Raw genomic sequence first — 26405 nt, forward strand, 5'->3', positions numbered from 1 at the left:
TTTCCTGAGAAGACAATCCGTGAGATAGAGTAGCCACTGACCGTCACTGCACACCCGATCGCTCGACGGGAGCGCGGTTCGGAGCGAGCGCGGTTCGGAGCGAGCGCGGTTCGGAGCGAACGGAGTGAGCGAGAACCGCGGGGATGCGAACGGCGAGCAAAGCGAGCCGTGAGCGAACGGAGTGAGCGAGAACCGCGGGGATGCGACCGGCGAGCAAAGCGAGCCGTGAGCGAACGGAGTGAGCGAGAACCGCGGGGATGCGACCGGCGAGCAAAGCGAGCCGTGAGCGAACGGAGTGAGCGAGAACCGCGGGGATGCGACCGGCGAGCAAAGCGAGCCGTGAGCGAACGGAGTGAGCGAGAACCGCGGGGATGCGAACGGCGAGCAAAGCGAGCCGTGAGCGAACGGAGTGAGCGAGAACCGCGGGGATGCGACCGGCGAGCGAAGCGAGCCGTGAGAACCGCGGACTGTGTGATCGGTGTGTGAATCGTTTCAGTTTTGATATAGTATCGGTTGTTCAGATACATCATTAATCATAAGATATTTGTAAAAATGTTCTTCCCTTCTCTTTTACCTTTCAGACGTGGTGTTACGTCCAAAAAACCATATTATCCGGTCTAATTAAAAATGGGAAGATAGCCACCAAATAATATAAATAACAATTAAGGTTATCGAACCCACTGGATTTGCGTAGACGTACCATGACTCAGATAATCTGGATCATCGCGGCAGTGTTAGTAACGTTTACCATGGGGTATGTGGGATACTCGCGGTACCTCACGCAGTTCGTCGAACTCGACGAGGAGGCGGAAACACCGGCTCACAAATACGAGGACGGACAGGAGTACGTTCCATCGAAGAAACCGGTCCTGTTGGGCCATCACTACTCGAGTATCGCGGGTGGGGCACCGATCGTGGGACCGATTACGGCCGGCGCCATCTGGGGATGGGTGCCCGCCTTGCTGTGGATCGCCATCGGGAACCCGTTGATGGGTGCCGTTCACGACTTCGTATCGCTGTCGGGCAGTCTCCGTCACGAAGGGAAGTCGATCGGGTACATGATCGGCGAGTACGTCGGGGAGAGCGGCAAAAACATGCTGTTGTGGTTCGCGTTCCTGACGATCATGTTGGTCGTGGCAGTGTTCGCGTTGGTCGTGGGGATCGTCTTCAACGCCTATCCGCAGGTGGTAACGGCATCCCTGATTTACATCGGGTTGGCACTGGTGTTCGGCGTCTACCTGTACCAGTTCAACGGCCCGTTCATCCCCGGAACGATTCTATTCGTCGCGGGGGTCTTTGCGGCCGTCTGGGTGGGGCTCCAGTACCCGCTGGCGCTGTTCGCCGGTGATTATCCGGCCGGGACGATCGTGCTGCTCGGCGGTGACGGGAGTTGGGTGCCGGGAGCTGCCGCGCTTGGCGGTAACACTGCGGGATGGATACCAGTCGTCATGGTCTATGCCGCGATCGCGAGCGCGCTGCCGGTCTGGGTGTTGCTCCAGCCGCGTGACTACCTGTCGTCGTTCCTGCTGTACACTGGCGTCGGGGGTGCTATCGTCGCGATCATCGTCGGGACACTCCTCGGAACGTCGTCCGAGCCGCTCGTTGTCGACAGCACCATCGGCGCGTTCGAAGGCTTCTGGGGCGTTGAAGCGGCGGGATACGCTCCGCTGTTCCCGCTGCTGTTCATTACGATCGCCTGTGGGACGATCAGCGGGTTCCACTCGCTGGTTTCCTCGGGGACGACCGCCAAACAGCTCGACAATGAGACCGACGCTCGGCTGATCGGCTACGGCGGGATGCTCGGCGAAGGTCTTCTCGCCGCGGTTGCACTCTCGACACTCGCAGTGTGGGGATTCGCCGACCCCGCAGGTGGGATCGGTGCTGCACTGCCGAACTTCGCGTCTGGTGGTGGACTCATTCTCACGAGTCTCGGCATTCCCCAGAACGTCGGTGCCGTGTTCATGGCGCTGGTCCTCTGTAGCTTCCTGCTCACGTCGACCGACACGGCCGTCCGTCTCGGTCGGTACATGATGGAAGAACTCGTCGGCACGCCCGCGGGACGGAGCGATACCGGGCTGAACCTCGATCCGCGCTCGATCGCACGCGGTCGGTACACGAACCCGATCGTCCAGATCGTTCCCGCGTACCTGCTCGTCGTCTCCGGCCAGTGGGTCGTCCTCTGGCAGCTGTTCGGCGGCGCGAACCAGCTGCTCGCGGCGCTTGCGCTGCTCACCGCGACCGTCTGGCTCGCCAACTGGGATGACAACAAACAGCTCATCTCCACCGGCGTTCCGATGGCGATCATGGTCACGATCACCGTCCTCGGACTGTCGATCCTGGTGTTCTACGAGAACCTCTACTTGAACCTGCTCGAGGGTGGGGCAGAAACCACCGAGGCGATGATCTCCTCGGGCGTGCAGATGGCTCTCGGCCTCGTCCTCATCGGCCTGGCACTCGCACTCGTCCGACTTGGGTACAAGAACATTCGGACCGTCCGTCGCGGCCCCGAGACGCCCGCGGCGGAACCGGGCGACGACTAGCAGCGACCGACTGTCATTCGGTTTCTTTCAGCCGCTGGATACGACGGATCGCTAGAACAGTCTGCAACCGCCGGAACGACGCTACCGCCAGAACCGTTTCGCGAACCGCGACAAGAACCCTTCTTCGGGCGAGCTCACGTCGTCCCAGAGGGTAAACGCCTCCACGATGTCGGCGGCCTCGCTGGCGACGTGTGCTTCGACTTCAGGGACGACGACGAGGAGGTTGATCTCGTAGTGACCGTGATAGCCGAACTTCAGTAACGTTCGGTCACGGAAGCCGGCAACGAACTCGCGGACGTCGTCGGGTAGTTCGTCCGCGGCGAGGACAAAGGTAAAGTCCGTCCCGAAGTGCTCCTCGTCGGCGACGACGCGCTCGTCGGCGAGTTCGTGACCGAGGTCGACGAGCCGCTCGAGTTCCGCGACGGTCGGCCGCGATTCGTGCCGGACGAAGAGGAACTCCTCGGCCTCGTGATCGGCGTAGCTCAGCGCCGGATGGAAGAACTGCTTCTGGCTGAGAACGCGCATCTCCCCGTAGAGATCCCAGCGCTCGCCGCCGACGCGGCGATCTTTCTCGAGGTCGTAGTTGTACATCAGTCGGTCGGACACTCGGTCGAGGTACTCGTCGTCCCAGTCGGGGACCGCCTCGCGGATCTCCGCCGGCAGTTCCGCTGGTTGCGCGTTTTCGCTCATCGTGCGTTGACGGGGTGTGACAGTGATCGCTCACGACCCGGTACCAGTTCCGTTCTCTCCGGATCCATGACTCGTTCTCTCATACCACCGGTTACCGTCGGGGTATCAAATAATCGTCGGTGGAACCGATCCGATACCCCGCCTCGTCATCGCAGCCCCTCGAGTCGGCAGTAGACTTTAGCCCTCGGAGACGAACTACCGTGCAAGGGATACACATGGGAGGAAAGAAGACCGAAGCCTGCGGCCGCTGTTCCATGTCGACGGTCGTCGATGTCGCCTCGTCCGGCGATGACGATGACGGCGGCGGAGAGGCGACACGGGATCCGTTCGGCGAATCCGCTATCGAGGTCGACGACGAGACGCTCCGGCGCGTCTCGCCGGGCGCCTGGGCGGGGCGCGTCACCGACCGACTCGACGATCTCGGTCGCCGGCTCATCTACGGCCGGTAGCGAGACGAGCGGGCGTCGCTTACGACATCGTCACGAGATACGTCATCGCGAACACCAGTATCGCGGCCGTAGCGACGTTGATGATTCCGAACTCGACGAATCCCAGAAACGACAGTCCCCAGACGATCGACCACGCGAACAGCGTGGATAGTACGGCGTTCATCGCGAGCAGGACGCGCGGATCGCCCTGCGAGGACGACACGCCCGCCTCGAACCCGTCCTGCTCGGAGTCCCCATCGCTCATACAGGGAGACGATGATACCGCCACTTAACTGTTCACCGTAACGCCAGTCGCGAATTCACCACCGACGTCAACGAGTTCGATCACGGCTGCCAGCGCACGGTGTAACTCTTTGCCGCTCGAGGGCGAACGCTTCGTATGCGACTTCGCAACCGTCACGGATCGCACGTGGACCCGGTGCCGTTCGTCGTGGTCGCCGGGCTCACCTTCATGATTCTGCTATCGTTCGGCCCGCTGTACGGACAGGCGCTGGGGCTGTCGCTCGAGACCGCGATCGTGCTCTCCGGCGCGCTGTTCGCCGTTGCTACCGTCGTCGCCTTCCACCGCCAGGTGTGGACCGCCCGGCCGGAGACGATCGGCGCCGTCCCGTCGGCCGTCCGCGCCGAACGACTGTTTTACCTCATTCCGATCCTCACGGCGCTGATCATCGCGCTCGCGGTCCCGTTAGTCGTCGGTTAGCGGACGAGACCGGTCGGTACGTTCGGCGCGAACCGCGCGATCGCGAAATCGTGCTAATTTATCGCACAGTATTATCGGTGTTCACGATGAACGATCGACTATGGGGCTCATCGAATCGGTGAAAGCAGCGCTTGCATCACCCACACCGAAGGACCGCCCTGCCGACGGCTCCGAGGGGGCCTACTGGTGTGACGACTGCGCCGTTCGGATCAGGGACGTCGACCTCGAGGGGGAACCGGTCTGTCCGGACTGTGGCACGGAGATGCGCTTCGAGCGCTCGACCGGCCGCGACTGTGCGTGCTGACTACGGCTCTCGGATAACGGTCTCGTCGCCCTGTTCGGTGGGGAAGGGGCCGTCGAGATCCGTCTCCCGCTCCTCGTCGGTGACGAGTGCGTTCTCGAGCGCCGCCCGGAGCGTCGACTCGTCGTAGTCGGTGCCGATGAACACGAGTTCGGTCCGGCGGTCACCGTGCTCGTCGTGCCACTCGAGGTTCGGTCGATTCGACCGATACATGTCGCGCTCGACCTCGGGGAGGCTCGCGATCCAGGGGCCCTGTGCGGTGGCCCTGACGGACGGACCGGCCTGGGCGATCGACACCCGCATCTCGTTGGTTGCGAGCCAGGCGGTCCCCTTCGAGCGGACGATCGATCCCGGGAGGTCCCGGAGGAAGTCAGCGAACCGTTCGGGATGGAACGGCCGGCGGGACCGGTAGACGAACGACGAGACGCCGTACACCTCGTCGGGGTGGTGATGATCGCGGTGGTCGCCGTCGGTTTCGTCGTGACGGCCATCGTCGCCGTCGCGGTCTCCGTGTCCGTGATCGCCGTCGGCCGACGCCAGCGCTCGCTTCCAGCCGGGGAGATCGTTCACGCGGGCGGCGTCGAACAGGTCGGCGCCGAGCAGACGGTCGGGATCGACCGCGGCAAACTCCGTGCGGATCGTCTCGGCGTCGGGTTGGAGCGCACGGACGAGTTCCTCGGCCTCCGCGAGTTCCGTCTCGCGACAGAGATCGGCCTTGTTCAGCAAGACGAGGTTCGAGACCTCGAGCTGCTCGACGAGCAGATCCGAAAGCGGACGGTCGTCCTCGTTCCCGGTTCGCTCCGGCCGTTCCTCCCCCGCGAAGGCCTCGAGGAAGGCGGGCGTGTCGAGGACCGTTACGAGCGTGTCGACATCGTAGAGTGCGGCGACGCGGGATTCGGTCGTGAACAGCCGGGCGACGGGCGCGGGTTCGGAGATGCCCGACGACTCGACGACGAGGTGGTCGAAGGATCGGTCGCGAGCCAGCCTGACCACGGCGGTCTCGAGGTCGTCTTGAAGTTCACAGCAGATACAGCCGTTCGAGAGCTCCGCGACGCCGTCGTCGAGCTCGAGTTCCGACCCCTCGGCGACGAGTTCGGCGTCGACGTTGACCTCGCCCATGTCGTTGACGAGGACCGCCAGCGTCCGGTCGCCGGCGTTCGACAGCAGGTGATTGAGCAGCGTCGTCTTGCCGGCACCCAGACTGCCGGAGAGGATCGTCACCGGGATTTCATCGTTCGTGTCCGTATTCATATCCGGTCACTGGGATCGCAGCGCCTTGAAACCGAGCCACGAGGGTTTTTAGCGTGCGGTACAGACGTACGGACATGGATCTGGCCGATCGGATCGAAGCGTTTCGCGAGACGCTCGACGAGTGGCTGCGGGGGCTCTACCACGGGATGATCTCGCACCCGGCCTACGAGAAGATCGAGAAGGAAGCCGAGGACGCCGAGGACGCGTTCATCCTGGCGTGTTTCCCGGACGCGTTCGGCATCCCGTCGCCGGTCTCGTACTACACCGCGGAACTACTCCCGTACCTCGAGGACGAGTTCGAATCGTGGGAGCGGCGGCTGTGGGACCGCGGAACGTACCTCGAACGCAAGGGCCAGCAGTACCACTTCTGATGGAGCCGTTCGTCTTCTTCGGCGGGAAGGGTGGCGTCGGCAAAACGACCGTCTCCTGTGCGTACGCGCTCCGCTGTGCGCGCGACGGCCAGCGGACCCTCGTCGTCTCGACCGACCCGGCCCACTCCGTCACCGACGTGTTCGATCAACCGTTCGACGACTCCCCGCAATCGGTCGAGGGTATCGACGGGCTCGACGCGATGGAGATCGATCCCGAGGACGAGGTGACGCGCCACCTCGACGAGATCCGACAGGACCTCTCGGAGCAGGTGTCGGCGTCGATGGTCAACGAGATCAACCGCCAACTCGAGATGTCCCACGGGACGCCGGGAGCCTACGAATCGGCGCTGTTCGATCGGTTCATCGATGTGATGCGGAACTCGGAGCCGTACGATCGCGTCGTCTTCGATACCTCGCCGACTGGGAGTACGCTCCGACTTCTCGGACTTCCCGACCTGCTGGAGGACTGGATCGACCGGCTGATGCACAAGCGACGGACGAGCATCGATCTCTTCGAGAAGGCCGCGATCGGCAACAACGAACCGCGCCGCGTGATGGAGGGCGACCCCGTCCTCGCGCGGCTCCAAGAACGCAAGGAGTTCTTCGAGTTCGCCGGCTCGGCGCTGCACGACGACGCCGCCTTTTTCCTCGTCGTGAACCCGGACGAACTGTCGCTAAACGAGACCGAGCGAGCGATCGACGATCTCCGGGAGAAGGACCTCGCGGTCCGCGGCCTCGTCGCCAACAAACTCACGCCGTCGCCGGACCCCGACGAGAACGGCCGCGGCGCTCGCTACCTCCGCGAGCGCGTCGAGACGGAAACGGAACGCCTCGAGACGATCCGCTCGGAGTTCGAGCCGCCGCTGGTCGCCGAAATCGGCTGGCGGAGTTCGGAGGTCAAGGGTGATCTCCTGGCGGACGTCGCCGGCGAACTACACATCGAGACGGCCGCTGAGCCGCCGACACACGTCTATAGTAGCCACTGAAACGATTCAGCACTGATCGGACAGCTGTCGTTCGATCAGGCGTGCAATGACTTTCAGTGGCTGCTATAGCTCGAGTGCCGATCGACGGCCACTCGAGTCCGGTTCGGCGGTCCGTACTGATTCGTTCGTACCGATATTCCGCGAGAGCCGATTCGATTCTGTTATCGTCGTGCCAGGGATGCCCATACCACTCCGCCGTCGGACAGAAACCCGTTTAGGCGCTGCTCGCCCACTCCGGATAATGAGTGCGAGTTACCGGATTGGACTAGTCGGCAAACCGTCAGTCGGCAAGTCCTCCTTTTTCAACGCCGCAACGATGAACGACGTGCCCGAGGGGGCCTACCCGTTCACGACCATCGATCCCAGCGTGGGCGAGGCCTACGCCCGCGTCGACTGTGCCGCACCGGAGTTCGACGAGGAGTGCACCCCCAACGTCGGCTACTGTACGGACGGCACGCGGTTCGTCCCGACGAAACTCGTCGACGTGGCCGGACTGATCCCTGGCGCACACGAGGGCAACGGCCTGGGCAACCAGTTCCTCTCCGACCTCAACGAAACCGACGTGCTCGTCCACGTCGTCGACTTTTCCGGCAAAACGGACGCCGAGGGCGAAGCGACGGAGGGCCACGATCCGCGGGACGATATCGCCTTCCTCGAGGAGGAACTCGACCAGTGGTATCTGGGCGTCCTCGAGAAGGGAATCACTCGATACGAGACGGGCTACACCACAGAGGACGACGCCATCGAGGAGGAACTCGCCGAGCAGATGAGCGCGTTCAAGACCAGCGAAGACGAGATCAAACGCCTCATCCGGCGCGTCGGCGTCGGCTTCGACCCCGCGGAGTGGGACGCGGACGACCAACTCGAGTTGGCCCGCGAGATCCGTAAAGAGACCAAACCGATGGTCATCGCGGCGAACAAGATGGACACCCCCGAGGCGCAGGCGAACTACGAGGAGATTACCGGCGATCCCGAGTACGATCACCTGACGATCGTCCCCTGCAGCGCCCACGCCGAGAAGGCGCTGAAGTCGGCCGAACAGGCCGGCGTCGTCGACTACCGACCCGGCGACGCGGACTTCGACATTCTGGGTGATGTCTCCGGCGATCAGGAGGAGGGCTTAGAGCAGATCCGCGACTTCCTCGAGGAGTTCGGCGCGACGGGGGTCCAGGCGGCCCTCGAGACGGCGCTGTTCGACGTACTCGGCGTGACGCCGGTGTTCCCCGGTGGCGCGAACGGGTTGGGGAACGAACGTGGCGAGGTGCTGCCCGACTGCTATCTGATCCCGCCGAACTCGACCGCGGAGGACTTCGCGTACAGCCTCCACTCCGACATCGGCGACGGCTTCCTGCACGCGATCGACTGTCGGAGCAACCGGCAGCTCGGCAGGGACTACGAGGTCGAAGCGAGGGATGTGATCGAGGTCATCACGACGAACTGAACGATCGCTTCGACTCGAGCGGTGGTTGCGCTCGGTGTGCGCCCCGGGATCCGCGGAACCGACGCGAGCACTGAGGTGCGCCCCGGTCGAATTGTCGGCGGCTCGACGACGATGTGAACGAAAACCGAGGCACCTCTCCTCATGGTTGTGATTTCTGCAGTATCTACCGACCACGAACGATGGTTCCGAACTGGAAGTGGCGATTCCAAGACATACCATGCTATTTTGGCGGAAGGATAATTGCCCCTACCTGTGAGTAAGAAAGTGTGCTATCCGAATGAGTATGACAGCTACTACAAATCAACCCGCCGACGTTTCAGACGCGAGCGATAGTGAATCGCCGACTGAAGAGACGGCGGACCTCTCTCTCGACGACGTGTTTCACATTCTGCAGACCTTTCGCCGTCGAGAGGCGATCCGGTACATGCTGCAGGCGGGCGACCTCGTCAAGATGTGTGATGTCGCCGAACACGTTGCCGCGAAAGAACACGAGACGACCGTCAATCAGTTGATATCGGATGAGCGCCAGCGCGTCTACATCTCACTCTACCAGTCCCACCTGCCGAAACTCGACGAAGCGGGCATCATCGACTACGACAAACCTCGCGGCATCGTGCGGCCGGGCGAGTGCCTCGAGCAGTGCCGGCAGTACCTCGATTCCGCCCCTTTGGAGACGGACGACGCGAAGGAGGATGCGACCGGTACGAGCGCCAACGACCGGTAGTGCGCTGGTATCGGCGTCAGCCTCAGCCTTCTCCTCGCGCCTGCGGTGAGGATACTCCAGCTTCCCGGGTTGATCCTCGGTGTGATCATCACGGCGCTGTTCATGCTTGAAACGACCGCGTTCTGAGCGATTGTGTTCTCTGCACCGCCGTTACCACCGTCTCAGGAAGCGGTGATCGACTCATACCGAACACCAGAATGGACAGCAGTGAAGCGCCGTGGCGACCTCGCCGCTCGAGTCCCGGCGACTGTCGGTGTGAGGCGACAAGTTCTCATTACGGGACCGCTACTGTCCGATAATGAGTATGCGGCAGCTGTCCGGCTATCGACCGACGAAACCCGACGTCGCGGTATTCGTCTCCGGCGTCACCAGTATGGGGCTGGAGATACTTGCGGGCCGGATCATCGCCCCTCAGTTCGGCAGCAGTATCTACACCTGGGGGAGCATCATCACCGTGTTTCTCGCCGCGCTGAGCCTGGGGTACTGGCAGGGCGGAAAACGAGCGGAAACGGCATCGAACCGTCGAATGACCTGGATTTTGCTCGGGACGGCGGCCTACGTCGCCATCGTGGTCTACGGGAGCGGCCAACTGCTGCTCTCGGCGTCTGCGATGCCGCTCCCGGCCCGGTACGCCTCGCTCCCGGCCGTGCTCATCCTCTTCGGGCCGCCGACATACCTGCTGGGCTTTATCAGCCCCTACGCGGCCGAACTCTCCGAGAAGAAGGGGATCGGCGAAGCGTCGGGACACGTCTACGCGCTCGGCACCATCGGCAGCATCGTCGGTGCGGGTGCGACGACGTATCTCCTCATTCCGACGCTCGGCATCGACATGATCGGGCTCCTGTTCGGGCTCATTCTCGTCGGAACTGCGTTCGCGCTCACGCTCCCCGCCCTCTCCCCGCGGCCGGCGGCGGCGAGCGTCGCGATCGCGCTCTTGCTCGTCGTCGCGGCCGGGCTCGGGCCGGTGGCGTTCGACCACCGCGGCGACGTCGTCTACCAGACCCAGACGGCCTACCAGGAACTCGAGGTCATCGACGACGGCGATGTCCGGACGCTGTACCTGGACGACGCCCGCCACAGCGCGATGGATCTCGATGATCCCGACCGGCACGTCTTCGAGTACACGCGATATTTCCACCTGCCGATGTTGATGGTCGACGATCCCGACGAGGTCGAGAACGTGTTGTTCATCGGCGGGGGCGGCTATACCGGGCCGAAGGACTTTGAACGGAAATACGACGTCAACGTCGACGTGGCCGAACTCGATCCCGCGGTGACGCAGGCCGCGAAGGACTACTTCCGCCTCGAGGAGGGCGAGAACATGACCGCCCACACGGAAGACGGCCGCCGGTTCCTCCGTGATACCGACACGACCTACGACCTGATCATCCTCGACGCCTATCAGAAGGATCAGGTCCCGATCCACCTGACGCAGCTGGGGTTCATGGAACTGGCCGAGGAGCGACTCTCCGATGACGGCGTCTTCCTCGCGAACGTCATCGCCTCGCCCAGCGGGGCCGGCTCCGAGTTCTACCGGGCGCAGTACAAGACGATCGACGAGGCCTTCGCCTCGACCTACAGCTATCGCACCTCGGACACGGGTTCGGTCCAGAACATCGAGGTGGTCGCCACGAAGGCCGACACGGACTTCACCGAAGCCGAGCTCGCCGAACGAAACGAGCGCCGCGACGTGGGGATCGACCTGAGCGGCGAAATCGAGACCTCATTGGACGAACCCAGAACCGACGACGTCCCGGTGTTGACCGAGGACCACGCGCCCGTCGACAGCCTCCAGGCGTCGACGGTCGGCCAGAAGTACGTCATCGAACAGACCGGGGAGGAGGAGACGCAGCCGGAACCCGCATCGATCGGGACGGGATCGGAACCGCTCGGGGTCAGACCGGATCCGATCGCGCTCGCACGGCCCGCACCGGTGCTCGAGTCGGTGACAGTCGACCCAGCACAGACCAGGCCAGTTCCAGCGTAGCGTTCCGACCACGCACCACTTTTGATCGAACCTCGGTCGGATACTCTTCGGTCGGATACTCTTCGGTCGGATACTCTTCGGTCGGATACTCTTCGGTCGGATACTCTTCGGTCGGATACTCTTCGGTCGGATACTCTTCAGTCGGATACTCTTCGGTCGGATACTCTTCAGTCGGATAGCGTCTCGCCCTCGAGCGGCGTCGCCGTCCGCCAGTAGTGATCCAGCGAGTCCTCGGCCCACGAGCGGACGGCGTCGTCGTCGGTATCGACGGAGGCCCGGAGGATGCCGTTCTCGTCGCGCAAGAGGAGGTAGACGACGTCGTCGACGATCATTATCGCGATCGGGACGCCCTCCTCGCGGACCCGTATTTCGGCGTCCTCGGCTGCAAGTAGCGCCTCGAGTTGGTCTCGAAGCTCCGACTCGTCGGCCAGCGCGTCGATCGCGCTGCGGCCGAAGACCCCGCTGAACCGCTGGTTACCGGCGGTCACGCGCTCTCGAACGACGCGCAGCGTCTGTCCGTTGAACGTGTGGGAGAACGTCCGGACATCGTCACCGTCACGGATGAAATCGAGTAAGCGACTCAGCGGCGCGTTCGGCCGCGTCGCGCTGGGGACCGTGATCGTGGCGTCCGAGAGCCGCCGGAGATCGAAGTCCATCGCGTGCGTCGGCAGGTAGTCCACGATATCGCGGAGTTTCCCTTCCGTCTCGAGGATCTCCTGCAAGTCGGTAAACCCCTCCGCGACGAGCCGACCCGTGGCGGTCGCGACGTACTCGCTCCCGTCGTGTCTGATCCACGATCGATCCTCGAAGTCGCCGAGAATCCGTCCCAGCGTCGCCTGCGAAGCGCCGGTCGCGGTCGCCAGTTCGTTGCGCGTGTGTCGTCCCTCCGCCAGCAGTCCGAGCACCTCGACGCGGTTCGCCGAGAGCGCGAGAAACTCGATCTCCTCGAGCGCCGATTCCATACGAGTACTCCGGGTCGCCGCGGGAAATCGTTTTCGTAGCGTGAAAGGCTTTCATGGTCTGGCGGTCTATCGTGGGTCCCGGCTATTTTCCCCGCCCGCCGACCTTTCTTCCTGTGAAATAATTTCTGAACGAAACTATATGCCCGGCGCTCTTACGGTGTAACACGATGATCTTCGCTATTCGCGCGTCGGCCGGTATCGGTTCGACGCACACGATTCGTTCGGGGGTACCGGCATAGATGGTCTCCCGTCGCACTGCCGTTTTCTTCGCCCTCTCGAGTCTGTTCTTCGGCGGGACGTTCGTCGCCGCAAAGGCCGGACTCGCCTACTTCCCGCCGCTGCTGTTTGTCGCACTTCGGTTCGACGTCGCCGCAGTGGTCATGCTTGCGTACGTCGGTCTGACGTCGTCCCGGTCGGAGCTACTTCCGCGGACGCGCGGTGACGTCGGGGGCATCCTCGCGACCGGCGTGCTCGCGATCGGCCTGACGAACGCGCTGTTGTTCGTCGGCCAGCAGTACGTCACCAGCGCGGTCGCTTCGATCATGTACAGCCTCAACCCGATCATGACTCCGGTGTTCGCCGCGTTCTTGCTCTCCGACGAGCGCCTCTCTCCGCGCGGTGGGGCCGGCATGGGACTCGGCCTGCTCGGGGTCGGCCTCGTCGTGAGCCCGGACCCCGCGAACCTGCTGGGGGGTGCCGTCGGCAAGGGGATCCTCTTCGTCGGCGCGATCGCCGCCGCGCTGGGGGCCGTCCTCATCCGCCGGGCCGACAGCGATCTCTCGAGCACGGTCCGCGTCGCCTGGGGACTGCCCTTCGCCGCGGCGCTAAGCCACCTGCTGGCCTGGGCAAGCGGCGAGTCGGCGACCGCGATCACGTGGTCTACCGAGGCGATCCTCGCGCTGGGCTACGTCAGCATCTTCGCCGGCGTCATCGCGTACATCGCTTACTTCGGCCTCATCGATACGGCCGGCGCGATCCGCGCGAACCTGATCTTCTACGTCGTCCCCGTCGTCTCGACGCTCGGCGGCTGGGCGCTGCTCGGCGAGACTATCGACGCGCTCGCGATCGCCGGCTTCCTGACGATCTTCGCCGGCTTCGCGGTCCTGGGAAGCGCCTCGATCGACGTCCGCTCGCTGCTCCCGAGCGCCCTCACTGACGGGATACTTCCGGACGCTATCACCGACGCGTCGCTTCCCGACGACGAGTCGGGGGTCAGGGAGGAACCCCGCGGCTACCGCTCGGACTAGAACAGCGAGAGTTCGCCGGTCACGCTATCGACACGATCGTCCGCCGCCGGGCCGACGGCCAGCGCGGTGACGGTCCCGGGCTCGAGTTGGGTGTGTCCGGCGTCCCGGATGATGGCGGTCGGAATCCCCTCGCTCTTGGCGATCTCGGAGAGTTCGTGCAGTTGCCGCTCACTTTGGCCCTTCAGGACGACTTTCTTCTGGCCGCCCTGTTTCCACTGATCCTGTAGCTGGCTGTCGGCCTTTTCGTAGGCCGACAGCGACGCGTGGGCGACCTGCGCCGCGAGCTTTCCCTGTCCCATGCCGATGTCGGTGCGAGCGACGATTGCCTGTTTCATAGCCGAGACGAGGACGGGGGCGATGTTAGCATTGACTATCTCGGCCCCGCCCGATGGCAGTGCCGTGCTCACCGTCATGGCTGGAGACGAAAATCAGGGCGGGAGATAACGATCATGGCAGGAGACGAAGACGAAGAAGGAGAAAGATAGTTGGCGGCCGACCGAAATGTACAGCACGGTTCGGCACCTTTCCGTCCGTATGTCACCGACCGTCGACGACCTCCGGAACGAGATCCGACTCGCCGTGGGCCGGTACGAACGCGTCGAATCGACCGCGTTCACCAAGGAAGCGCTCGCCGCGATCTGCGACGCCGTGGACGCCGATATCGAGACGGACCGTCTGCCCCCGAAATCGGAGATGCGAGCGGCCGTTCGCCGCCGGACCGATCTCGAGGAGGGGGACGATCCGGACGCCGCCGAGCGCCCCTTCCGGAAAGCGGAACTGGAGTCCCTCGCAGCGTCGCTTCGGAGCGAGTAGCGACTACCGAATTGGGCGACGGAACGGTCGAGAATCCGATCGGCGGACGCTTCGATCAGGTCGCCGATCGGCGTGCCGAGTCAGCAAACGATTTCGCCGTCGAGACAGAGCTCTCGTTCGGTTCGTCTCGCCTCCGGCCCCGCTTCGACGAGCGTCGGCTCGTCGACCGGTTCCGCGAACCGATCCGGGTCCGGGTCGACGCGCTCGAGCATCGCCGAGAAGACGGAGCCGCGCCGGCCGCTGGCCGAGACGACGCCGCCGTACTTTCGCTCCTCGAACGCGGTCTCGTCGGGATCGGGGAACTCCTCGCGTATGAGCTCCGCCGTCTCTCTGAGGTACGTTGCCGCCTGTTGCTGGGAGTACAGGCTCTCCTCGTAGTACGTCTCCGCGTGCTCGTCGGCCAGTTCCTCGGCGGAGTGTTCCGGTGACTCGTAACAGACGGACTCCCTGGTGGTGTACCCGCTCGCGAATCGGATATTCAGCGTGAAGCTATCGGGGTAGCGGAGGGTCAGCGGGGAGAACAGCATATCCGTAATGGTCGTCTGCTGTTGTGTCCGCCACGCTCCCTCGAAGTAGTACGCGGCGACCGCTCCGATCCGGTCGTCGCGCTCGCCGCGGTTGTACGCCATCGCGGCCTCGTGGAAGTCCTCGCCGGCGATCCGTCGAAGCCGCCGTCTGAAACTCTCGGCGACGTGATCGCGTTCCGCTTCGTAGGCGTCCAGCACGGACGCCGCAGGGTCAGCGAGGAGGTCCGCCTTTCGCTCTCGAGCGTCCGCCACGGTCATCATGTTCTCGTGGAAGACCCGCTCGGCCTCCAGATCGGGAAGCGGTATTCTGACCGCTCGCTGATGCAGAACCCTCGTGTCACCGTTGAATCGGGTCCGGGTCCCGTCCATACGACGGCCTTCGTGATACAGCGTTATAATCGGTTAGGCCGTCTGAGAGAGGATTTCGGATAATTCACACGATCGTGATGGTATCGTGAGCGAGAGTATCTGGCCCGCTTTTTGGTTGTCGGTGCCGTTCGGGGCGCACTCGAGTCGCGGGGTCGGATCGCGGCGCCGGATCGCAGCGCTTCCGTCGAGCCCCGACCGCGGACCGGGAAATTTAGGGCCCCGTACTCGCTCTGACACGGTATGATCCTCTCCGATGCGGACATCCTCGAGCGCCTCGAGGCCGGCGACCTCGTCGTCGACCCCCTCGACGATCCGAAACTGCAGATACAGCCCGCGAGCGTCGACCTCCGACTGGGCCGAGAGTTCCTCGAGTTCCAGCGGACGAACATTCCCTGTATCCACCCCAACTCCGAGGACGAGGTCGACGACTACGTCACTGAAACGCTCGTCGAGGACGGCGACGACTTCATCCTGCACCCCGGCGACTTCGTGCTGGGGACGACCCACGAGCGGGTCGAGATCCCGGATGACCTGATCGCCCACGTGGAGGGCCGCTCCTCGCTGGGCCGCCTCGCCGTCGTCGTGCACGCCACTGCGGGTCTGTGCGACCCCGGGTATCGGGGCCAGATCACCCTCGAGCTATCGAATCTTGGCTCCGCACCGGTCGCGCTCACCCCGGGGATGCGCATCTCGCAGCTCACCTTCACCGAACTCAAGACGGCCGCGGAGCGGCCCTACGGTAGCGAGCGCGGCTCAAAGTACCAGGATCAGGACGGGCCGCAGGCCTCCCGGATCCAGAGCGACGACGAGTTCGGCGGCGATCAACTCGAGCGCGAGGATTGACCCCGGTCGCGGGAGCCAGCCGACCGGCGACGGCTGAACACGCCGGCAGGGGATTCACTTCCAGGTCGCTCGTAGCCGGGATACCAACGCTACCGATGTCTCTCTCGAACTACGAACTCCACGAGCGACTCGACCGTCTCTCGAGCGCGTCGGCGGACCGCGACGTCCTCGTCACGCTGACCGTCCCGCCCGAGGAATCGATCGGCGAGGCACGACAGCCCGTCGAGACCGACTACGCCGAGGCGACCCAACTCGACGAGCAGTCGGCTCCCAGACCGCTGGTCGACGCCCTCGAGAACATCCGGAGCCGCCTGAACGACTACGACGAGATTCCGGAGACCGGGCTGGCGATTTACGCCGGCGTCGTCGACGGCGACCTCGTCTCCGCGACGTTCGATGACCTTCCCGTTCCAATCGACGAGTCGCGCTACGAGCACGGCAACGAGTTCGATCTCGAGCCCCTCGAGGACCTCACGGAGCCCGACTCGACCTACGGCCTGCTCGTCGTCGAGCGCGGCGGGGCCGCGCTGGGCCGGCTGGACGACGAGGGCGTCGACCCGATCGAGACGTTCAACAGCACCGTCCCGGGAAAATCGAGCGCCGGTGGGCAGTCCGCCGAACGGTTCGAGCGCGATCGCGAGCGTCAGAAGCGCGAGTTCTTCGACGAGGTCGCCGAGCGCGCCGAAATGGAGTTTCTCGGCAATGATCCGGCCGATGGGGTCCTGCTCGGGGGCACCACCGGCACCGTCGAGGATTTTCGCGAGGAAGCCGATCTCGATCACCGACTCGAGGACCGCCTCGTCGGCGAGTACGCCGTCGAGTACGCCTCCGAACAGGGCCTTCGTCAGCTCGCGGCGAAGGGTGAAGAGGCGATCGAGGAGCGCGACCGCGGAGCCGTTCGCGAGACGCTGTCAGACTTCTTCGAGCGAGTCCGCGACGACGAGGAACCCGTCGCCTACGGGCACGACGAGGTCGACGATGCCCTCGCATACGACGCGGTCGGGACGCTACTGCTCTCGACGGGGCTCGAGGCCCCCGAACTGCAGGAGTTCGGCGACCGTACGGCCGAGCAGGGTGGCGAGACCGTCGTCATTCCGGACGACTTCCCGGACGGGGATCGATTCCGCGAGGCGTTCGACGGCGTCGGCGCGCTGTTGCGGTTCCCGATAGACTGACGGCCTCGAGGAGCGATTTCCGATCGACTTGTGGCCTCGATGCGGTCGGAGACTGGAAGCGTCCCGCGGCGTCGACTGGCTGTTGCAGGCACCACCGGCTTGGCTCGAGTCGCGATAGCTGACGGTATGTGTGCCACGTTTTCGGACGACGACGTCGACAAGCCCGTCGAGAACGACGCCGGCGAAGCGGTCGGGGTCGTCACCGCTGTCGAAGGGGACGTCGCCCACGTCAGGCCGGATCCGTCGGTCGTCGAGTCGATCAAGTCGTCGCTCGGCTGGGAGAAGGGGGCCGAGGAGACGGTCGCGCTCGAGCGGGAATCGGTTCGCGAGATCACCGCAGACGCCGTTCGGCTCGAGGGTCCCCTCCCGATACGGGACGATTCGACGACCGACGCGGAGGCAGAGCGCAGCGAGTCGTCGGACCGAACGCCGGAGACGGAGCCGGCCGGCGGAATGAGCGGGGTCGACGAGACGGAGATCGCCGAGGATATGGCTGACGACGACGGTCTGAGCGCGGTCGACGAGATGGATACGGTCGAGGAACGGGCTCGCGGCGCAGAGGTCGACCCGACCGAACTGGCAGACCGCGATTCCGGGCTCTCGGTCCGACCAGATGACGATGATCGGCGGACGGACACTGCAGTCGATATCGACGACGACGCGCAGCGGACGGACGCGGCAGTGGATCCCGACGAGGACGCCAGCCGTACCGACGCCGCGGTGGATCCGGACGCGATCCGCGAGTCGGACGCGACCGATCGCGGGCCGACGACCGAGGACGGCGCACAGGGGCTCGCAGACGACCCCGAAACGGAGCGGCTCGCGGACGCCGGTTCCGACGACGGCGAAGACGAGTAACGTCGTCTCGTTTCGTCAGCGGAGTTTGCTGACTGCGCCAGCGGACTGCTGCCGTGGTTCGCCGGGCCGCCTACTAAGCCCCTCCTGGTGCTACGGGGGCTATGGCTTGGACAGACGAAAGCGGCGGCTCCGAGGGCGTCGACGTCACCGGCCCGTCGGACGCACAGTCGATCGTGTTCGTACACGGTGCGATGTTCACCCGGAAGATGTGGCTTCCCCAGCAACGGGAGCTCTCCGAGTCGTTCCGCGTCGTCTCGCCGGATCTCCCCGGTCACGGCACTCGAGCCGGCAAACCGTTCCGGATGGAGCCGGCGATCGACGTCCTCGAGGACACCCTCGAGACGCACGCCGACGGTCGGCCGTCCTCGTCGGGCTCTCGCTCGGCGGCTACGCGGTTACGGAGTACGCTCATCGCCATCCCGACGAGGTCGACGCGCTGGTGCTGTCGGGGAGCAGCGTGAACCCGGTGAAGACGATGGAACTCGGCACGCGACTGACCGGGGGGCTGTCCCGGCTTCTGACGAAACCCGATATCGGAAAGCGCGCCGTCGAGAAACTCGCGACGCGCTGGGTGCGGAATCGGGACCTCCCACCGGATATCGAGCGGGAAATCATCGACGCCGGCTTCTATCCGAAGCAGTTCGGCGACGCGGGGCCGGACATCGCGGGCGAGGATTTCCGGGCGAAACTCTCGACGTACCCCGGCTCGACGCTCATTCTCAACGGCGAGAACGACAAGCTGATGCGCCGCGGCGAGCGGGCCCACGCCGGGGCTGCGCGGGACGGCCGCGTGGAAGTACTCGCGGATGCCGGCCACATCTGTAACCTCCACCGACCGGCGACGTACACGGATCGGGTTCGACGGTTCGTTCAGCAGACCGTCCCCACGAAACAGTAAGACAGGACGGGGGTGATCGTCGTCGGGCGCGTGTGCTCAAGCGTCGGTCGCCGCGGCGGTTCACGAACGCCGATCGCCGATCGCATTGCGCAGCCGACCGGGGAGTCCGAGCAGAGAGATTCCGAACCCGAACAGCACCATCAGCACGTACAGGCCGAGCGTCGAGGTCCAGACGACGAACATCGCGAGGATCGACCAGCCGCCCGCCAGGAAGTAAAACGCCGCGATCGACATCGCGGTTCCGTACAGCAAGACGAGGTATGGCCCCCAATCGGTCGCGTGGCCGCGTCGTACTCGCCGTCGAACGTAGCGTTTGAGCTCGCTCTCGAGAGATTCTTTCCTGACGGTTCGGCTCTCGACGTCGTCCTCGAAGGCGTCGACGCGATCGCGCAGTCGCTCGATCTCTTCGCGCAGTACCTCGGGGTCGTCCGCGCGGTCGCGCGTCCGAGCGCTCGTTCGACTCGCCCTCGCGCTGGCGCGGTCACTGGCCCGGTCCTCCGTGGCCCCCTCGTCGGCACCCGTGGCGTCGTCGGTCATCGCTTCTGTCGGAATCTGTCGATGTCCGGGACTTTGTAGCTGCCGATCCACTTCACGGTTGGCGAGGACTGCGTTGAGGACCGCACCGAAGACGAGGATGATCGCGCCGGCGTAGAGCCAGACGAGGACGAGGAACACGGCCCCGAGCGCACCGTAGACCGCGTACTCCGACAGCAGGCCGGCGTACAGCGAGAACGTCCGGCTCAGGACGAACCAGCCGACCGCGGCGATGACCGTCCCCGGTGCGGCCTCGCGGATCCCGACGTTCGCGTCCGGGAAGATCACGTACAGCGGGAGAAAGGTGACGAACAGCCCCAAGACGACGAACAGCTGTCCCACGACCGCCACCGCGATCGTCACCTCGAGCCCCGGCAGGAATCGAACGACCAGCTCGAGCGCCCCTAGCAGCGCGAGACCGACCGCGATGACGATCGAGACGATCGTCGCGTCCCAGATCGTATCCAGCAGCGACTTCTCGCCGACCGTCCCGTAGACCTGCGAGAAGGCCCGGTCGAGCCCTCGGAGGACGCGGCTCGAGCCCCACAGCAGGCCGAGGATGCCGACGACAGTCGCCCCGCGCCGCCCGGTCTCGTCGGTGACGGCGTCGGCCAGCAGTGTCTGGGCCTGGACGGTGAGGATGTCGGTCGCGGCCGCGGAGAGGCGGTCCGCGAGGGCCTCGCCGCCGATCGACGCCGCGAGGCCGAGCGCCAGCAACATGAGCGGTACCAGCGAGAGAAAGCCGTAGAAGGCGACCCCGGCCGCCAGCAGCGTCAACTGCTGGTCCTTCGCGAGCCGAAGGACTCGTCTCGTCAGGTCCACCCCTCGTCCCCGATTGATCACGACCCGCCGTTCGAGGTACCGCCCAATATGTAATCACCGAACACAGGTCCCCAACGGGACGTTACGTCCGGACGGACCGTCCGTACTCTCGAGCCGGTGCGGCCCGGCGACCTGTAGCGGTCGGTTTCGGGCGGCCCGGATCGATAGCGTCACGCTATCGGTCGTCTCCCGTGATCTCGTGACGATCACGCAAACGACGAGCTTCTTTGTGTTGAATATCCAATGCCATCGCATGGAGCAACGACGCTGTCCCGACTGCGGCGTGACGATGGAGGAGACGAAGGTCCGCGACACCGAGTCGAGTCGGCTGTTGATCTCGACCGGGAAACGCGACGGGCTGTTGGGAACGATCGGCCTGGAGAACAGGGCGGAGCTACAGGGCGTCTGCTGTCCCGAGTGCGGGCTCGTTCGCCTCTACGCTGACCTCGAGTAGCCTACGCTGACCTCAAGTAGCGGACTCGCGGCGACGCCCGAGACTCGGACCCGACTGTTCAGTCGAGGTTTCCTTCGGTTGCCGCGCGGATCTCGCCCACGCTGGCGTCCGTCTTGAACGTCGTTCCCCCATAGTGGGCTCTCGAGGCCGCATACCCCGCCTCGCGAAGATCGGTCAGGAACTCATCCATCGCGTTCGCGGGCAGTCCCCAGTTCCGACAGAGCTTGTGCTGGTCGTAGTGTGTCGGCTCGTCCAGTTCGGCCGAGAGCGCGTCGCAGAGCTCTCGAGCCTTAGGTGCGGTATCGAACGTGTACGGAATTTCGTCGCGGACCGCGGCGACGAACGTGGGATTCCGGACGGGGCCGAGCCAGACGGGACCGGCGGTGAGCATTCGATTCCCGCCACAATGGGGACACGTCTCGAGCGGATCGGCGATCAGTCCGGAATCGCTCTCCCGGTAGAGACAGTCTTCGCAGTGGTAGAGGTGGCCTAACTCGTCGATCGCGGCGTCGGCCGCAGTGGGCTTGTGCTCGAGCTCGAGGTAGGTCCGAACGTAGTGGCTGGTCGCGTGGGTCAAGAGCGGTTCGACGCCGACGTCGACGCGCGCGGCGCTGCGTGCGAGTGCCGAAATAAGGATTCGAACGCCCATCTCCGCGTGGTAGTCCGTGTTCCGGGGGATCGCGGAATAGGAGCGGACGCCGCTGTTGAAGTGAGCCCCGCACAGCGGCGCGGTGTCCGTCGCGGTGACGCAGACGAGGTCCCGACAGTTCGCGAAGGCCGCGTCGGCGAACGGCATCGGCGTCCCGTAGGGGTCGAGATCGATCACGTCGAACGGCTCCTCGTGCATGAGGGCGGAGACGTTGCGGTGTTCGACCCGCGCCCGCTCGTCGCAGTCGTTTCGCTCGAGGTTCTCCCGCGCGAGGGCGACCGCCTCCTCGTCGACGTCACAGCAGGTGACCTCCCAGCCGTCGGCGGCGGCCCTGACGCCGCGGACGCCGCTCGCGGTCATCGCGTCCAGATACGAAGTGGCGCGATCCTCGCGCTCGCGATAGGCTCGCAGCGTCGCGATCGTCAGATCCCGGTTCAGTTCCTGTCGCGGATTGTAGAAGACCGCCTCCTCGATGCCCTCGGTCTGCTCGCCGGGGACCTCGAGTTCGACCCCGCCCTCAGTGACGCGCATACCACGTCTCGTCGGTAGCGGGCGAAAAGCGGTGTGGTCTCGCGCGACTCGAGCGGCCGGAAACCGGGGCGGATCCGGTCGGTCCACGGTCGCGGTACAACAACCAAACCGATTTTACAGTTGGGGACACAGTTCCGTTCGTGTCGGAGGCCAACCCCGTCGAGCGATGGCAAGCCGCCCTCGAGGAAGCCGGCGAACTCACGCCCGCGATTGTCGGCGACATCTCGCAGGTCCACGGCGACCGCGGGGTTCGCGCCATCGAGGCGGTTGGCGAAAACCGAGTGAAGGCCTACCGGGATTTCACGATCGTCGTCGGCTACGACGACGAGTACATCGTCGAGGACGGCGGCTGTACCTGCAAGGACAGCGAATACAACCTCGACGCGGACGATCCGACCGAGAAATGCTGGCACTCGCTGGCCGTCGCGATCGCTCGTCGAGTCGGCCACGTCGACTACCACGATATGTGGTACTCGGAGGTCCGCGAACTGCTGTAGCCGATTACCGTTGTGCGTAACTGTTATTGCCGTCGTTTCGGGTTCGAATTACCGGTCGGTCGATCGATTTCCGTCATTCGGATTCGTTGCAAGCGGCGATAATGACTTTCGCATCGTCGATCAGCCGATTCTCCATGTAGTTCCCTTTCCCTCTGCCGGCCCACTTGCGCTCCTGGTCGATAATCGAGAGGAACTCGAGTTCCGAAAGGATGTCCCGGACGCGCCGGAGCTTCAGATGCTCGGACTGATCGCGATCGCACAATCGCTTGTACAGGTCGTACGCTTCGTTCGTCGTTATCGGCGCGTCGTCCCCCTCCTTTTGCTGGGTGAGCAGCGCCATCGCCTCGAGAACCAGTTTCGCGTGACTCGGGCTCTTGGAGATCAGTTCGGCGAGGCGACTGGTCTCCTCGCGCTCGTGAGCGTGATCGACGCAGTCCTCCGTGACGGCGTCGTGGTCGTTCTCCTCGGCGATCTCGCCGGCGAATCGGAGGATATCGATCGCTTTTCGCGCGTCGCCGTGTTCGCGGGCTGCGAGCGCGGCGACGCGAGGGACGACGCCGTCCTCGAGAACGCTCTCGTGGAACGCGTCGGAGCGCGACCGGAGAATCTCTCGGATCTGGGTCGCGTCGTACGGGGAGAAGACGTACTCCCGCTCACAGAGGCTCGATTTGATCCGCTCGTCCAGCGAGTCCTTGTACCGGACTTTGTTCGAGATTCCGATGACGCCGATCGTGCTCTCGGTGAGTTTTCCCGATTCGACCGCCCGCGAGAGCTGCATCAGGATTTCGTCGTCTTCGATCTTGTCCACTTCGTCCAGGATGATCAGCGCGACATCGTACCGAGTGTCGACGATGCGCCAGAGGCGGCGGTAATACTCGGCCGTACTCAACCCCGAATGGGGGATCGAGATCTCCGTTTCCGTCTGCTCGTTGAGTTGATGACCCGCCGACTGCACGGCCTGTGTCTCCGTCGATTCCTGGAGACAATCGACGTAGGCGACGCCGATCGATACGTCGTTGTCCTTCGCACGCTCGACGGCGTGATTCGTGATGAATTTCGAACAGAGGGACTTCCCGGTGCCCGTCTTTCCGTAGACGAGAACGTTGTTCGGCGTGTTCCCGCGCGTGGCCGGTTTGATCGCGTTCGCGAGGTTCGTCAGTTCGTCCTCGCGGCCGATAATCCGGTCGCCGTCCGGAAGGTGTGAGACCTGCAGGAGTTCCTTATTCCGGAAGATCTCATTTTCGCTGCCGAAGTAATCCATCGAGTCGGACATTCAGTTGGTCGAACGATTCAGCGGAGACCACTTAACCCATTCGGACCGTGGTGCCGCTGTATATTGTCTGAATGCTCTTTAGAGGATTTAAAGCTGGGAATTTAGACCCCTCAATGCCGCTGTATAGCCGGAAGACAACTCCGTATTTCCGCTGTATTGTTCGTCCGTGACCGTGCGGTCTCGCTGTATCGTATTCGGAACCTTCCTCTCGAGAGCCGATTCGCCGGGTTCACCTGCAGTTGCGCACCGAATTTCTGCTGTATCTCATCGGAACGGTTTATAGATGGGCTGATACAGCTGTTCATCACCCCTCGGTGCCGCTGTATTCGGAGTCACACACCCCGTGGTGCCGCTGTAACGACGCGGTGGTGGGAGCGTACCAGAAACGATGGTTCGAGCGTATAGATCATGTGAAAGACCGGCTCAAGAGATTGATTAGGTGGACGGCGGTACTGGCATGAATCGACTCGAGTGACAATTCTGCGTTCGAAACCGACCGAACGTACTTGCGTTCAAAACACTCAGTGGATGGTGACACACCAGTAGTATTTAAGAGCACTGTCTCCCGGTTCGGACGACGTGACAGTTGGATTCGTGACTCAGCCAGATCGGTCGAAATATCGCATTTCGGTCAGTATCACGGGGACTTACAGCGGAACTCCGGGGTGTGTCGCTCCGTCACTTGGCTCGGTCCAGCTCTCTCCATCTGGTGGATGCAGTCACGTTTCTTGACCAACTCCAGTACCCCCACTCCGCTGCGCAGTTCCCGAGGAAGTTCCGCAGGATCCCCACTCACGCAAAAACCTAGACCAAAAAGGACTGCTCACTCCCAGTGGTCGTTCGCGGTCAAAATCATTCTTCGGCGCAGATCTCGACGAAGTTCCGCAGAATCTGCAGCCCCGTCTCGCCGCTCTTCTCGGGGTGGAATTGCGTGCCGAAGACGTTCCCCGCCTCGTTGGCCACGATCGACGGGAACTCGAGTTCGTAGTCCGTCGTCGCGACCGTCGCGTGCTCATCGTCCGGGGCCGCGTAGTAGGAGTGGACGAAGTAGGCGTAGTTTCCGTCCACGCCCGCTACGAGCGGGTGATCCCGCTGGACCTCGAGTTCGTTCCAGCCCATGTGCGGAACCTTCTGGCCCTCGGCGAATCGGACGTTGGTTCCGGGGATCAGATCCAACCCCTGGACGGCCGACTCGCCGTCGGTTTCGCCCTCTTCGCTCGTCGTGAGTAGCATCTGCATCCCGAGACAGATACCGAAGAGGGGGGTGCCGCTGTCGGCCACTTCGAGGAGGTCCTCGCGGAGCGGGTCGGCGTTCTCGACGCCCTCGCGGAACGCGCCGACGCCGGGCAGGACGACGCCGTCGGCCGCGGCGAAGGCGGCGGGGTCGTCAGTGATCTCGACGTCGGCACCCGCGCGCTCGAGGCCGCGAGTGACGCTGCGGAGGTTCCCCAGCCCGTAGTCGACGATGACGACGGAGGCGAGGGACTGCTCCTGTGGAGACGAAACGGTGCTCATACCGGCAATCGGTGCGGCGCGGTAAAATGTATTCCCCTTCCAGTCAATTTTCACCGGACGCGTTCGCTATCTCCGGTGAGCAACACCCGCCTCAGAAGCCGTCGAGTCGCGACTGCCCGCCCTCGTGATCGGTGACGCCTGCGAGATCCGCCGCCCGCTCGAGGGCGTTCTCGAACGTCTCCTCTTGGCTGCGGTCGTACAGCGTCGCCGCCGGGTGCACGCAGATCAGCAATCGGCGGGGCGTCCCGTCGATCCGGATCTCCTCGAGATCGCCCGCCTCCTTGGTCACCGCGACCGAGCGCTCGAGGAGGTGTTCGCTCGGAACCTTCCCGAGCGTGACGATCACCTCGGGATCGAGGCGATCGATCTCCCGCTCGAGGTAGCCCCGGCAGTTCGCGAGTTCGTCCTTTTTTGGATCGCGATTCTCCGGCGGGCGACAGCGCACGCAGTTGCTGATACGGATGTCGCCCCGTGCGAGGCCGACGTCTCGGAGCCCGTCGTCTAGGACGGTACCGCTGCGGCCCACGAACGGTTCGCCCTGCTCGTCTTCCTTGGCACCAGGCCCTTCGCCGACGAACAGCAGGTCTGCATCCTCGGGTCCGGCACCGTTGACGATCCGGCTTCGAGAGTCGACGAGCGCCGGACAGCGCGTACAGTCCGTCACGCAGAGATCTTCCATCTCTCCCATGGTCGTGGCTCGAACGGCCACCTACTACGTCTTTCTCCTTTGAATACCGTTCGGAGGCGGTGAATAGACCAACGCATCGGGCGGTGAATAGACCAACGCATCGATTTTTGGAGCCGCTATCGCACCTTCCGAATGTCGCTTAAGCTCTGTGTCAGGGAACTGTTGATGGATCATGAACAACTATCAACCGTACCTGTAACCCGTATCATCCAACAAGTGGACGAACGCGGCCGGTTCGATTCCACCGTTCACTCCCCGAGTCCCATTTTCTCACCGGCCCAGTATCCTGCCCCAGCTATCCCAAACGCGA

At 64.0% G+C, this 26405-nt stretch carries 27 protein-coding genes and 1 pseudogene; 17 read left to right on the plus strand and 11 right to left on the minus strand.

The genetic code is table 11. The features are described from left to right. Positions 1-701 precede the first annotated feature (701 nt). A complete protein-coding gene (locus CP556_RS13210) occupies positions 702-2540 on the plus strand; it encodes a carbon starvation CstA family protein (RefSeq protein WP_098726051.1) in 1839 nt (612 codons plus the stop codon). A gap of 81 nt (positions 2541-2621) precedes the next feature. On the opposite strand, the gene CP556_RS13215 is transcribed toward CP556_RS13210, so the two are convergent. After that, entirely contained in the window at positions 2622-3230 is a 609-nt protein-coding gene (locus CP556_RS13215) for a DUF8052 family protein (RefSeq protein WP_098726052.1), read from the minus strand. Positions 3231-3445: 215 nt separating this feature from the next. Here CP556_RS13215 and CP556_RS13220 point away from each other — a divergent pair, with 215 nt between their 5' ends. Further along, positions 3446-3679, plus strand: a complete 234-nt coding sequence (locus CP556_RS13220; RefSeq protein ID WP_098726053.1) for a DUF8007 family protein — start codon at positions 3446-3448, stop codon at positions 3677-3679. 19 nt (positions 3680-3698) lie between these two features. Here the strand turns inward: CP556_RS13220 and CP556_RS13225 are convergent, their stop codons facing one another. Next, positions 3699-3923 carry a DUF8107 family protein gene (locus CP556_RS13225; protein WP_098726054.1) on the minus strand — a complete coding sequence of 75 codons (225 nt, stop codon included), beginning with the start codon at positions 3921-3923 and terminating at the stop codon, positions 3699-3701. Positions 3924-4058: 135 nt separating this feature from the next. On the opposite strand from CP556_RS13225, the gene CP556_RS13230 reads away from it, so the two are divergent. Continuing rightward, complete coding sequence (locus CP556_RS13230; protein ID WP_098726055.1) at positions 4059-4379, plus strand: hypothetical protein; 321 nt, start codon at positions 4059-4061, stop codon at positions 4377-4379. 100 nt (positions 4380-4479) lie between these two features. Beyond that, the gene (locus CP556_RS13235; protein ID WP_098726056.1) at positions 4480-4683 is read left to right on the plus strand and encodes a hypothetical protein; all 204 of its coding nucleotides are present in this window, start codon (positions 4480-4482) and stop codon (positions 4681-4683) included. Here the strand turns inward: CP556_RS13235 and CP556_RS13240 are convergent, their stop codons facing one another. Further along, on the minus strand, positions 4684-5931 hold the full coding sequence (locus CP556_RS13240) for a CobW family GTP-binding protein (protein WP_098726057.1): 1248 nt from the start codon (positions 5929-5931) through the stop codon (positions 4684-4686). Between the two features lie 74 nt (positions 5932-6005). On the opposite strand from CP556_RS13240, the gene CP556_RS13245 reads away from it, so the two are divergent. The 5 genes from CP556_RS13245 to CP556_RS13265 all read left to right on the plus strand — a co-directional run bounded on the left by CP556_RS13245 (position 6006) and on the right by CP556_RS13265 (position 11440). After that, the gene (locus CP556_RS13245) at positions 6006-6302 is read left to right on the plus strand and encodes a DUF7990 family protein (protein ID WP_090611616.1); all 297 of its coding nucleotides are present in this window, start codon (positions 6006-6008) and stop codon (positions 6300-6302) included. Then, complete coding sequence (locus CP556_RS13250; RefSeq protein WP_098726058.1) at positions 6302-7288, plus strand: ArsA family ATPase; 987 nt, start codon at positions 6302-6304, stop codon at positions 7286-7288. Before CP556_RS13245 ends, CP556_RS13250 begins: the two co-directional genes overlap by 1 nt. A 241-nt stretch (positions 7289-7529) precedes the next feature. Then, a complete protein-coding gene (locus tag CP556_RS13255; protein WP_098726059.1) occupies positions 7530-8729 on the plus strand; it encodes a redox-regulated ATPase YchF in 1200 nt (399 codons plus the stop codon). A 283-nt stretch (positions 8730-9012) separates the two neighbouring features. Further along, a complete protein-coding gene (locus tag CP556_RS13260) occupies positions 9013-9453 on the plus strand; it encodes a DUF7344 domain-containing protein (protein WP_255291455.1) in 441 nt (146 codons plus the stop codon). 298 nt (positions 9454-9751) lie between these two features. Continuing rightward, entirely contained in the window at positions 9752-11440 is a 1689-nt protein-coding gene (locus CP556_RS13265; RefSeq protein WP_098726060.1) for a spermidine synthase, read from the plus strand. Between the two features lie 167 nt (positions 11441-11607). On the opposite strand, the gene CP556_RS13275 is transcribed toward CP556_RS13265, so the two are convergent. Further along, positions 11608-12402, minus strand: a complete 795-nt coding sequence (locus tag CP556_RS13275; protein WP_098726061.1) for a helix-turn-helix transcriptional regulator — start codon at positions 12400-12402, stop codon at positions 11608-11610. 239 nt (positions 12403-12641) lie between these two features. Between CP556_RS13275 and CP556_RS13280 the strand changes: the two genes are divergently transcribed. Then, on the plus strand, positions 12642-13649 hold the full coding sequence (locus CP556_RS13280; RefSeq protein WP_098726062.1) for a DMT family transporter: 1008 nt from the start codon (positions 12642-12644) through the stop codon (positions 13647-13649). On the opposite strand, the gene pth2 is transcribed toward CP556_RS13280, so the two are convergent. Next, positions 13646-13984, minus strand: a complete 339-nt coding sequence (gene pth2 / locus CP556_RS13285) for a peptidyl-tRNA hydrolase Pth2 (RefSeq protein ID WP_098727400.1) — start codon at positions 13982-13984, stop codon at positions 13646-13648. The genes CP556_RS13280 and pth2 overlap by 4 nt on opposite strands. 199 nt (positions 13985-14183) lie before the next feature. Here pth2 and CP556_RS13290 point away from each other — a divergent pair, with 199 nt between their 5' ends. Next, positions 14184-14462 (plus strand): hypothetical protein, encoded by a 279-nt coding sequence (locus CP556_RS13290; protein ID WP_098726063.1) that lies wholly within the window; start codon positions 14184-14186, stop codon positions 14460-14462. An 80-nt stretch (positions 14463-14542) separates the two neighbouring features. Here CP556_RS13290 and CP556_RS13295 read toward each other — a convergent pair whose 3' ends face one another. Then, positions 14543-15358 carry a hypothetical protein gene (locus tag CP556_RS13295; RefSeq protein ID WP_098726064.1) on the minus strand — a complete coding sequence of 272 codons (816 nt, stop codon included), beginning with the start codon at positions 15356-15358 and terminating at the stop codon, positions 14543-14545. 240 nt (positions 15359-15598) lie between these two features. Between CP556_RS13295 and dcd the strand changes: the two genes are divergently transcribed. The 4 genes and pseudogenes from dcd (at position 15599) to CP556_RS13315 (ending at position 19132) form a co-directional block, all read left to right on the plus strand. Next, positions 15599-16201, plus strand: a complete 603-nt coding sequence (gene dcd, locus CP556_RS13300) for a dCTP deaminase (protein WP_098726065.1) — start codon at positions 15599-15601, stop codon at positions 16199-16201. A gap of 95 nt (positions 16202-16296) precedes the next feature. Further along, entirely contained in the window at positions 16297-17376 is a 1080-nt protein-coding gene (locus CP556_RS13305) for a Vms1/Ankzf1 family peptidyl-tRNA hydrolase (RefSeq protein ID WP_098726066.1), read from the plus strand. A 126-nt stretch (positions 17377-17502) separates the two neighbouring features. Beyond that, positions 17503-18234, plus strand: a complete 732-nt coding sequence (locus CP556_RS13310) for a hypothetical protein (RefSeq protein ID WP_098726067.1) — start codon at positions 17503-17505, stop codon at positions 18232-18234. A 206-nt stretch (positions 18235-18440) separates the two neighbouring features. Continuing rightward, positions 18441-19132 (plus strand): annotated as a pseudogene (locus CP556_RS13315) (alpha/beta fold hydrolase). Between the two features lie 60 nt (positions 19133-19192). Here CP556_RS13315 and CP556_RS13320 read toward each other — a convergent pair. Then, the gene (locus tag CP556_RS13320) at positions 19193-20509 is read right to left on the minus strand and encodes a YihY/virulence factor BrkB family protein (RefSeq protein WP_098726068.1); all 1317 of its coding nucleotides are present in this window, start codon (positions 20507-20509) and stop codon (positions 19193-19195) included. Between the two features lie 232 nt (positions 20510-20741). Here CP556_RS13320 and CP556_RS13325 point away from each other — a divergent pair, with 232 nt between their 5' ends. Next, positions 20742-20942, plus strand: a complete 201-nt coding sequence (locus CP556_RS13325) for a hypothetical protein (protein WP_098726069.1) — start codon at positions 20742-20744, stop codon at positions 20940-20942. Positions 20943-21000: 58 nt separating this feature from the next. Here CP556_RS13325 and CP556_RS13330 read toward each other — a convergent pair whose 3' ends face one another. Further along, entirely contained in the window at positions 21001-22122 is a 1122-nt protein-coding gene (locus tag CP556_RS13330; protein ID WP_098726070.1) for a tRNA (guanine(26)-N(2))-dimethyltransferase, read from the minus strand. A gap of 140 nt (positions 22123-22262) precedes the next feature. On the opposite strand from CP556_RS13330, the gene CP556_RS13335 reads away from it, so the two are divergent. Then, complete coding sequence (locus CP556_RS13335) at positions 22263-22619, plus strand: hypothetical protein (protein ID WP_098726071.1); 357 nt, start codon at positions 22263-22265, stop codon at positions 22617-22619. A 73-nt stretch (positions 22620-22692) separates the two neighbouring features. On the opposite strand, the gene CP556_RS13340 is transcribed toward CP556_RS13335, so the two are convergent. From CP556_RS13340 to CP556_RS13350, 3 genes are all read right to left on the minus strand, one after another. After that, positions 22693-23892, minus strand: a complete 1200-nt coding sequence (locus CP556_RS13340; RefSeq protein ID WP_098726072.1) for a Cdc6/Cdc18 family protein — start codon at positions 23890-23892, stop codon at positions 22693-22695. 852 nt (positions 23893-24744) lie between these two features. Beyond that, positions 24745-25407, minus strand: coding sequence for an imidazole glycerol phosphate synthase subunit HisH (gene hisH, locus CP556_RS13345; protein WP_098726073.1), 663 nt, complete (start codon positions 25405-25407; stop codon positions 24745-24747). A gap of 91 nt (positions 25408-25498) precedes the next feature. Further along, positions 25499-26095: a uracil-DNA glycosylase gene (locus CP556_RS13350; RefSeq protein WP_098726074.1), complete on the minus strand. Its 597-nt coding sequence runs from the start codon at positions 26093-26095 to the stop codon at positions 25499-25501. Positions 26096-26405: the final 310 nt, after the last annotated feature.

Origin of the sequence: Natrinema sp. CBA1119, from assembly GCF_002572525.1 — an archaeon.
Taxonomy (GTDB): domain Archaea; phylum Halobacteriota; class Halobacteria; order Halobacteriales; family Natrialbaceae; genus Natrinema.

Bases quoted from the DNA above. Each gene is read 5' to 3' on its own strand.
- CP556_RS13255 (WP_098726059.1), top strand. From the start codon at position 7,530: ATGAGTGCGAGTTACCGGATTGGACTAGTCGGCAAACCGTCAGTCGGC.
- CP556_RS13260 (WP_255291455.1), top strand. From the start codon at position 9,013: ATGACAGCTACTACAAATCAACCCGCCGACGTTTCAGACGCGAGCGAT.
- CP556_RS13225 (WP_098726054.1), bottom strand. From the start codon at position 3,923: ATGAGCGATGGGGACTCCGAGCAGGACGGGTTCGAGGCGGGCGTGTCG.
- CP556_RS13215 (WP_098726052.1), bottom strand. From the start codon at position 3,230: ATGAGCGAAAACGCGCAACCAGCGGAACTGCCGGCGGAGATCCGCGAG.
- CP556_RS13350 (WP_098726074.1), bottom strand. From the start codon at position 26,095: ATGGGAGAGATGGAAGATCTCTGCGTGACGGACTGTACGCGCTGTCCG.
- dcd (WP_098726065.1), top strand. From the start codon at position 15,599: ATGATCCTCTCCGATGCGGACATCCTCGAGCGCCTCGAGGCCGGCGAC.
- pth2 (WP_098727400.1), bottom strand. From the start codon at position 13,984: ATGAAACAGGCAATCGTCGCTCGCACCGACATCGGCATGGGACAGGGA.
- hisH (WP_098726073.1), bottom strand. From the start codon at position 25,407: ATGAGCACCGTTTCGTCTCCACAGGAGCAGTCCCTCGCCTCCGTCGTC.
- CP556_RS13305 (WP_098726066.1), top strand. From the start codon at position 16,297: ATGTCTCTCTCGAACTACGAACTCCACGAGCGACTCGACCGTCTCTCG.
- CP556_RS13250 (WP_098726058.1), top strand. From the start codon at position 6,302: ATGGAGCCGTTCGTCTTCTTCGGCGGGAAGGGTGGCGTCGGCAAAACG.
- CP556_RS13220 (WP_098726053.1), top strand. From the start codon at position 3,446: ATGGGAGGAAAGAAGACCGAAGCCTGCGGCCGCTGTTCCATGTCGACG.
- CP556_RS13290 (WP_098726063.1), top strand. From the start codon at position 14,184: ATGTCACCGACCGTCGACGACCTCCGGAACGAGATCCGACTCGCCGTG.
- CP556_RS13340 (WP_098726072.1), bottom strand. From the start codon at position 23,892: ATGTCCGACTCGATGGATTACTTCGGCAGCGAAAATGAGATCTTCCGG.
- CP556_RS13295 (WP_098726064.1), bottom strand. From the start codon at position 15,358: ATGGACGGGACCCGGACCCGATTCAACGGTGACACGAGGGTTCTGCAT.
- CP556_RS13230 (WP_098726055.1), top strand. From the start codon at position 4,059: ATGCGACTTCGCAACCGTCACGGATCGCACGTGGACCCGGTGCCGTTC.
- CP556_RS13280 (WP_098726062.1), top strand. From the start codon at position 12,642: ATGGTCTCCCGTCGCACTGCCGTTTTCTTCGCCCTCTCGAGTCTGTTC.
- CP556_RS13325 (WP_098726069.1), top strand. From the start codon at position 20,742: ATGGAGCAACGACGCTGTCCCGACTGCGGCGTGACGATGGAGGAGACG.
- CP556_RS13330 (WP_098726070.1), bottom strand. From the start codon at position 22,122: ATGCGCGTCACTGAGGGCGGGGTCGAACTCGAGGTCCCCGGCGAGCAG.
- CP556_RS13245 (WP_090611616.1), top strand. From the start codon at position 6,006: ATGGATCTGGCCGATCGGATCGAAGCGTTTCGCGAGACGCTCGACGAG.
- CP556_RS13210 (WP_098726051.1), top strand. From the start codon at position 702: ATGACTCAGATAATCTGGATCATCGCGGCAGTGTTAGTAACGTTTACC.
- CP556_RS13275 (WP_098726061.1), bottom strand. From the start codon at position 12,402: ATGGAATCGGCGCTCGAGGAGATCGAGTTTCTCGCGCTCTCGGCGAAC.
- CP556_RS13265 (WP_098726060.1), top strand. From the start codon at position 9,752: ATGAGTATGCGGCAGCTGTCCGGCTATCGACCGACGAAACCCGACGTC.
- CP556_RS13310 (WP_098726067.1), top strand. From the start codon at position 17,503: ATGTGTGCCACGTTTTCGGACGACGACGTCGACAAGCCCGTCGAGAAC.
- CP556_RS13235 (WP_098726056.1), top strand. From the start codon at position 4,480: ATGGGGCTCATCGAATCGGTGAAAGCAGCGCTTGCATCACCCACACCG.
- CP556_RS13240 (WP_098726057.1), bottom strand. From the start codon at position 5,931: ATGAATACGGACACGAACGATGAAATCCCGGTGACGATCCTCTCCGGC.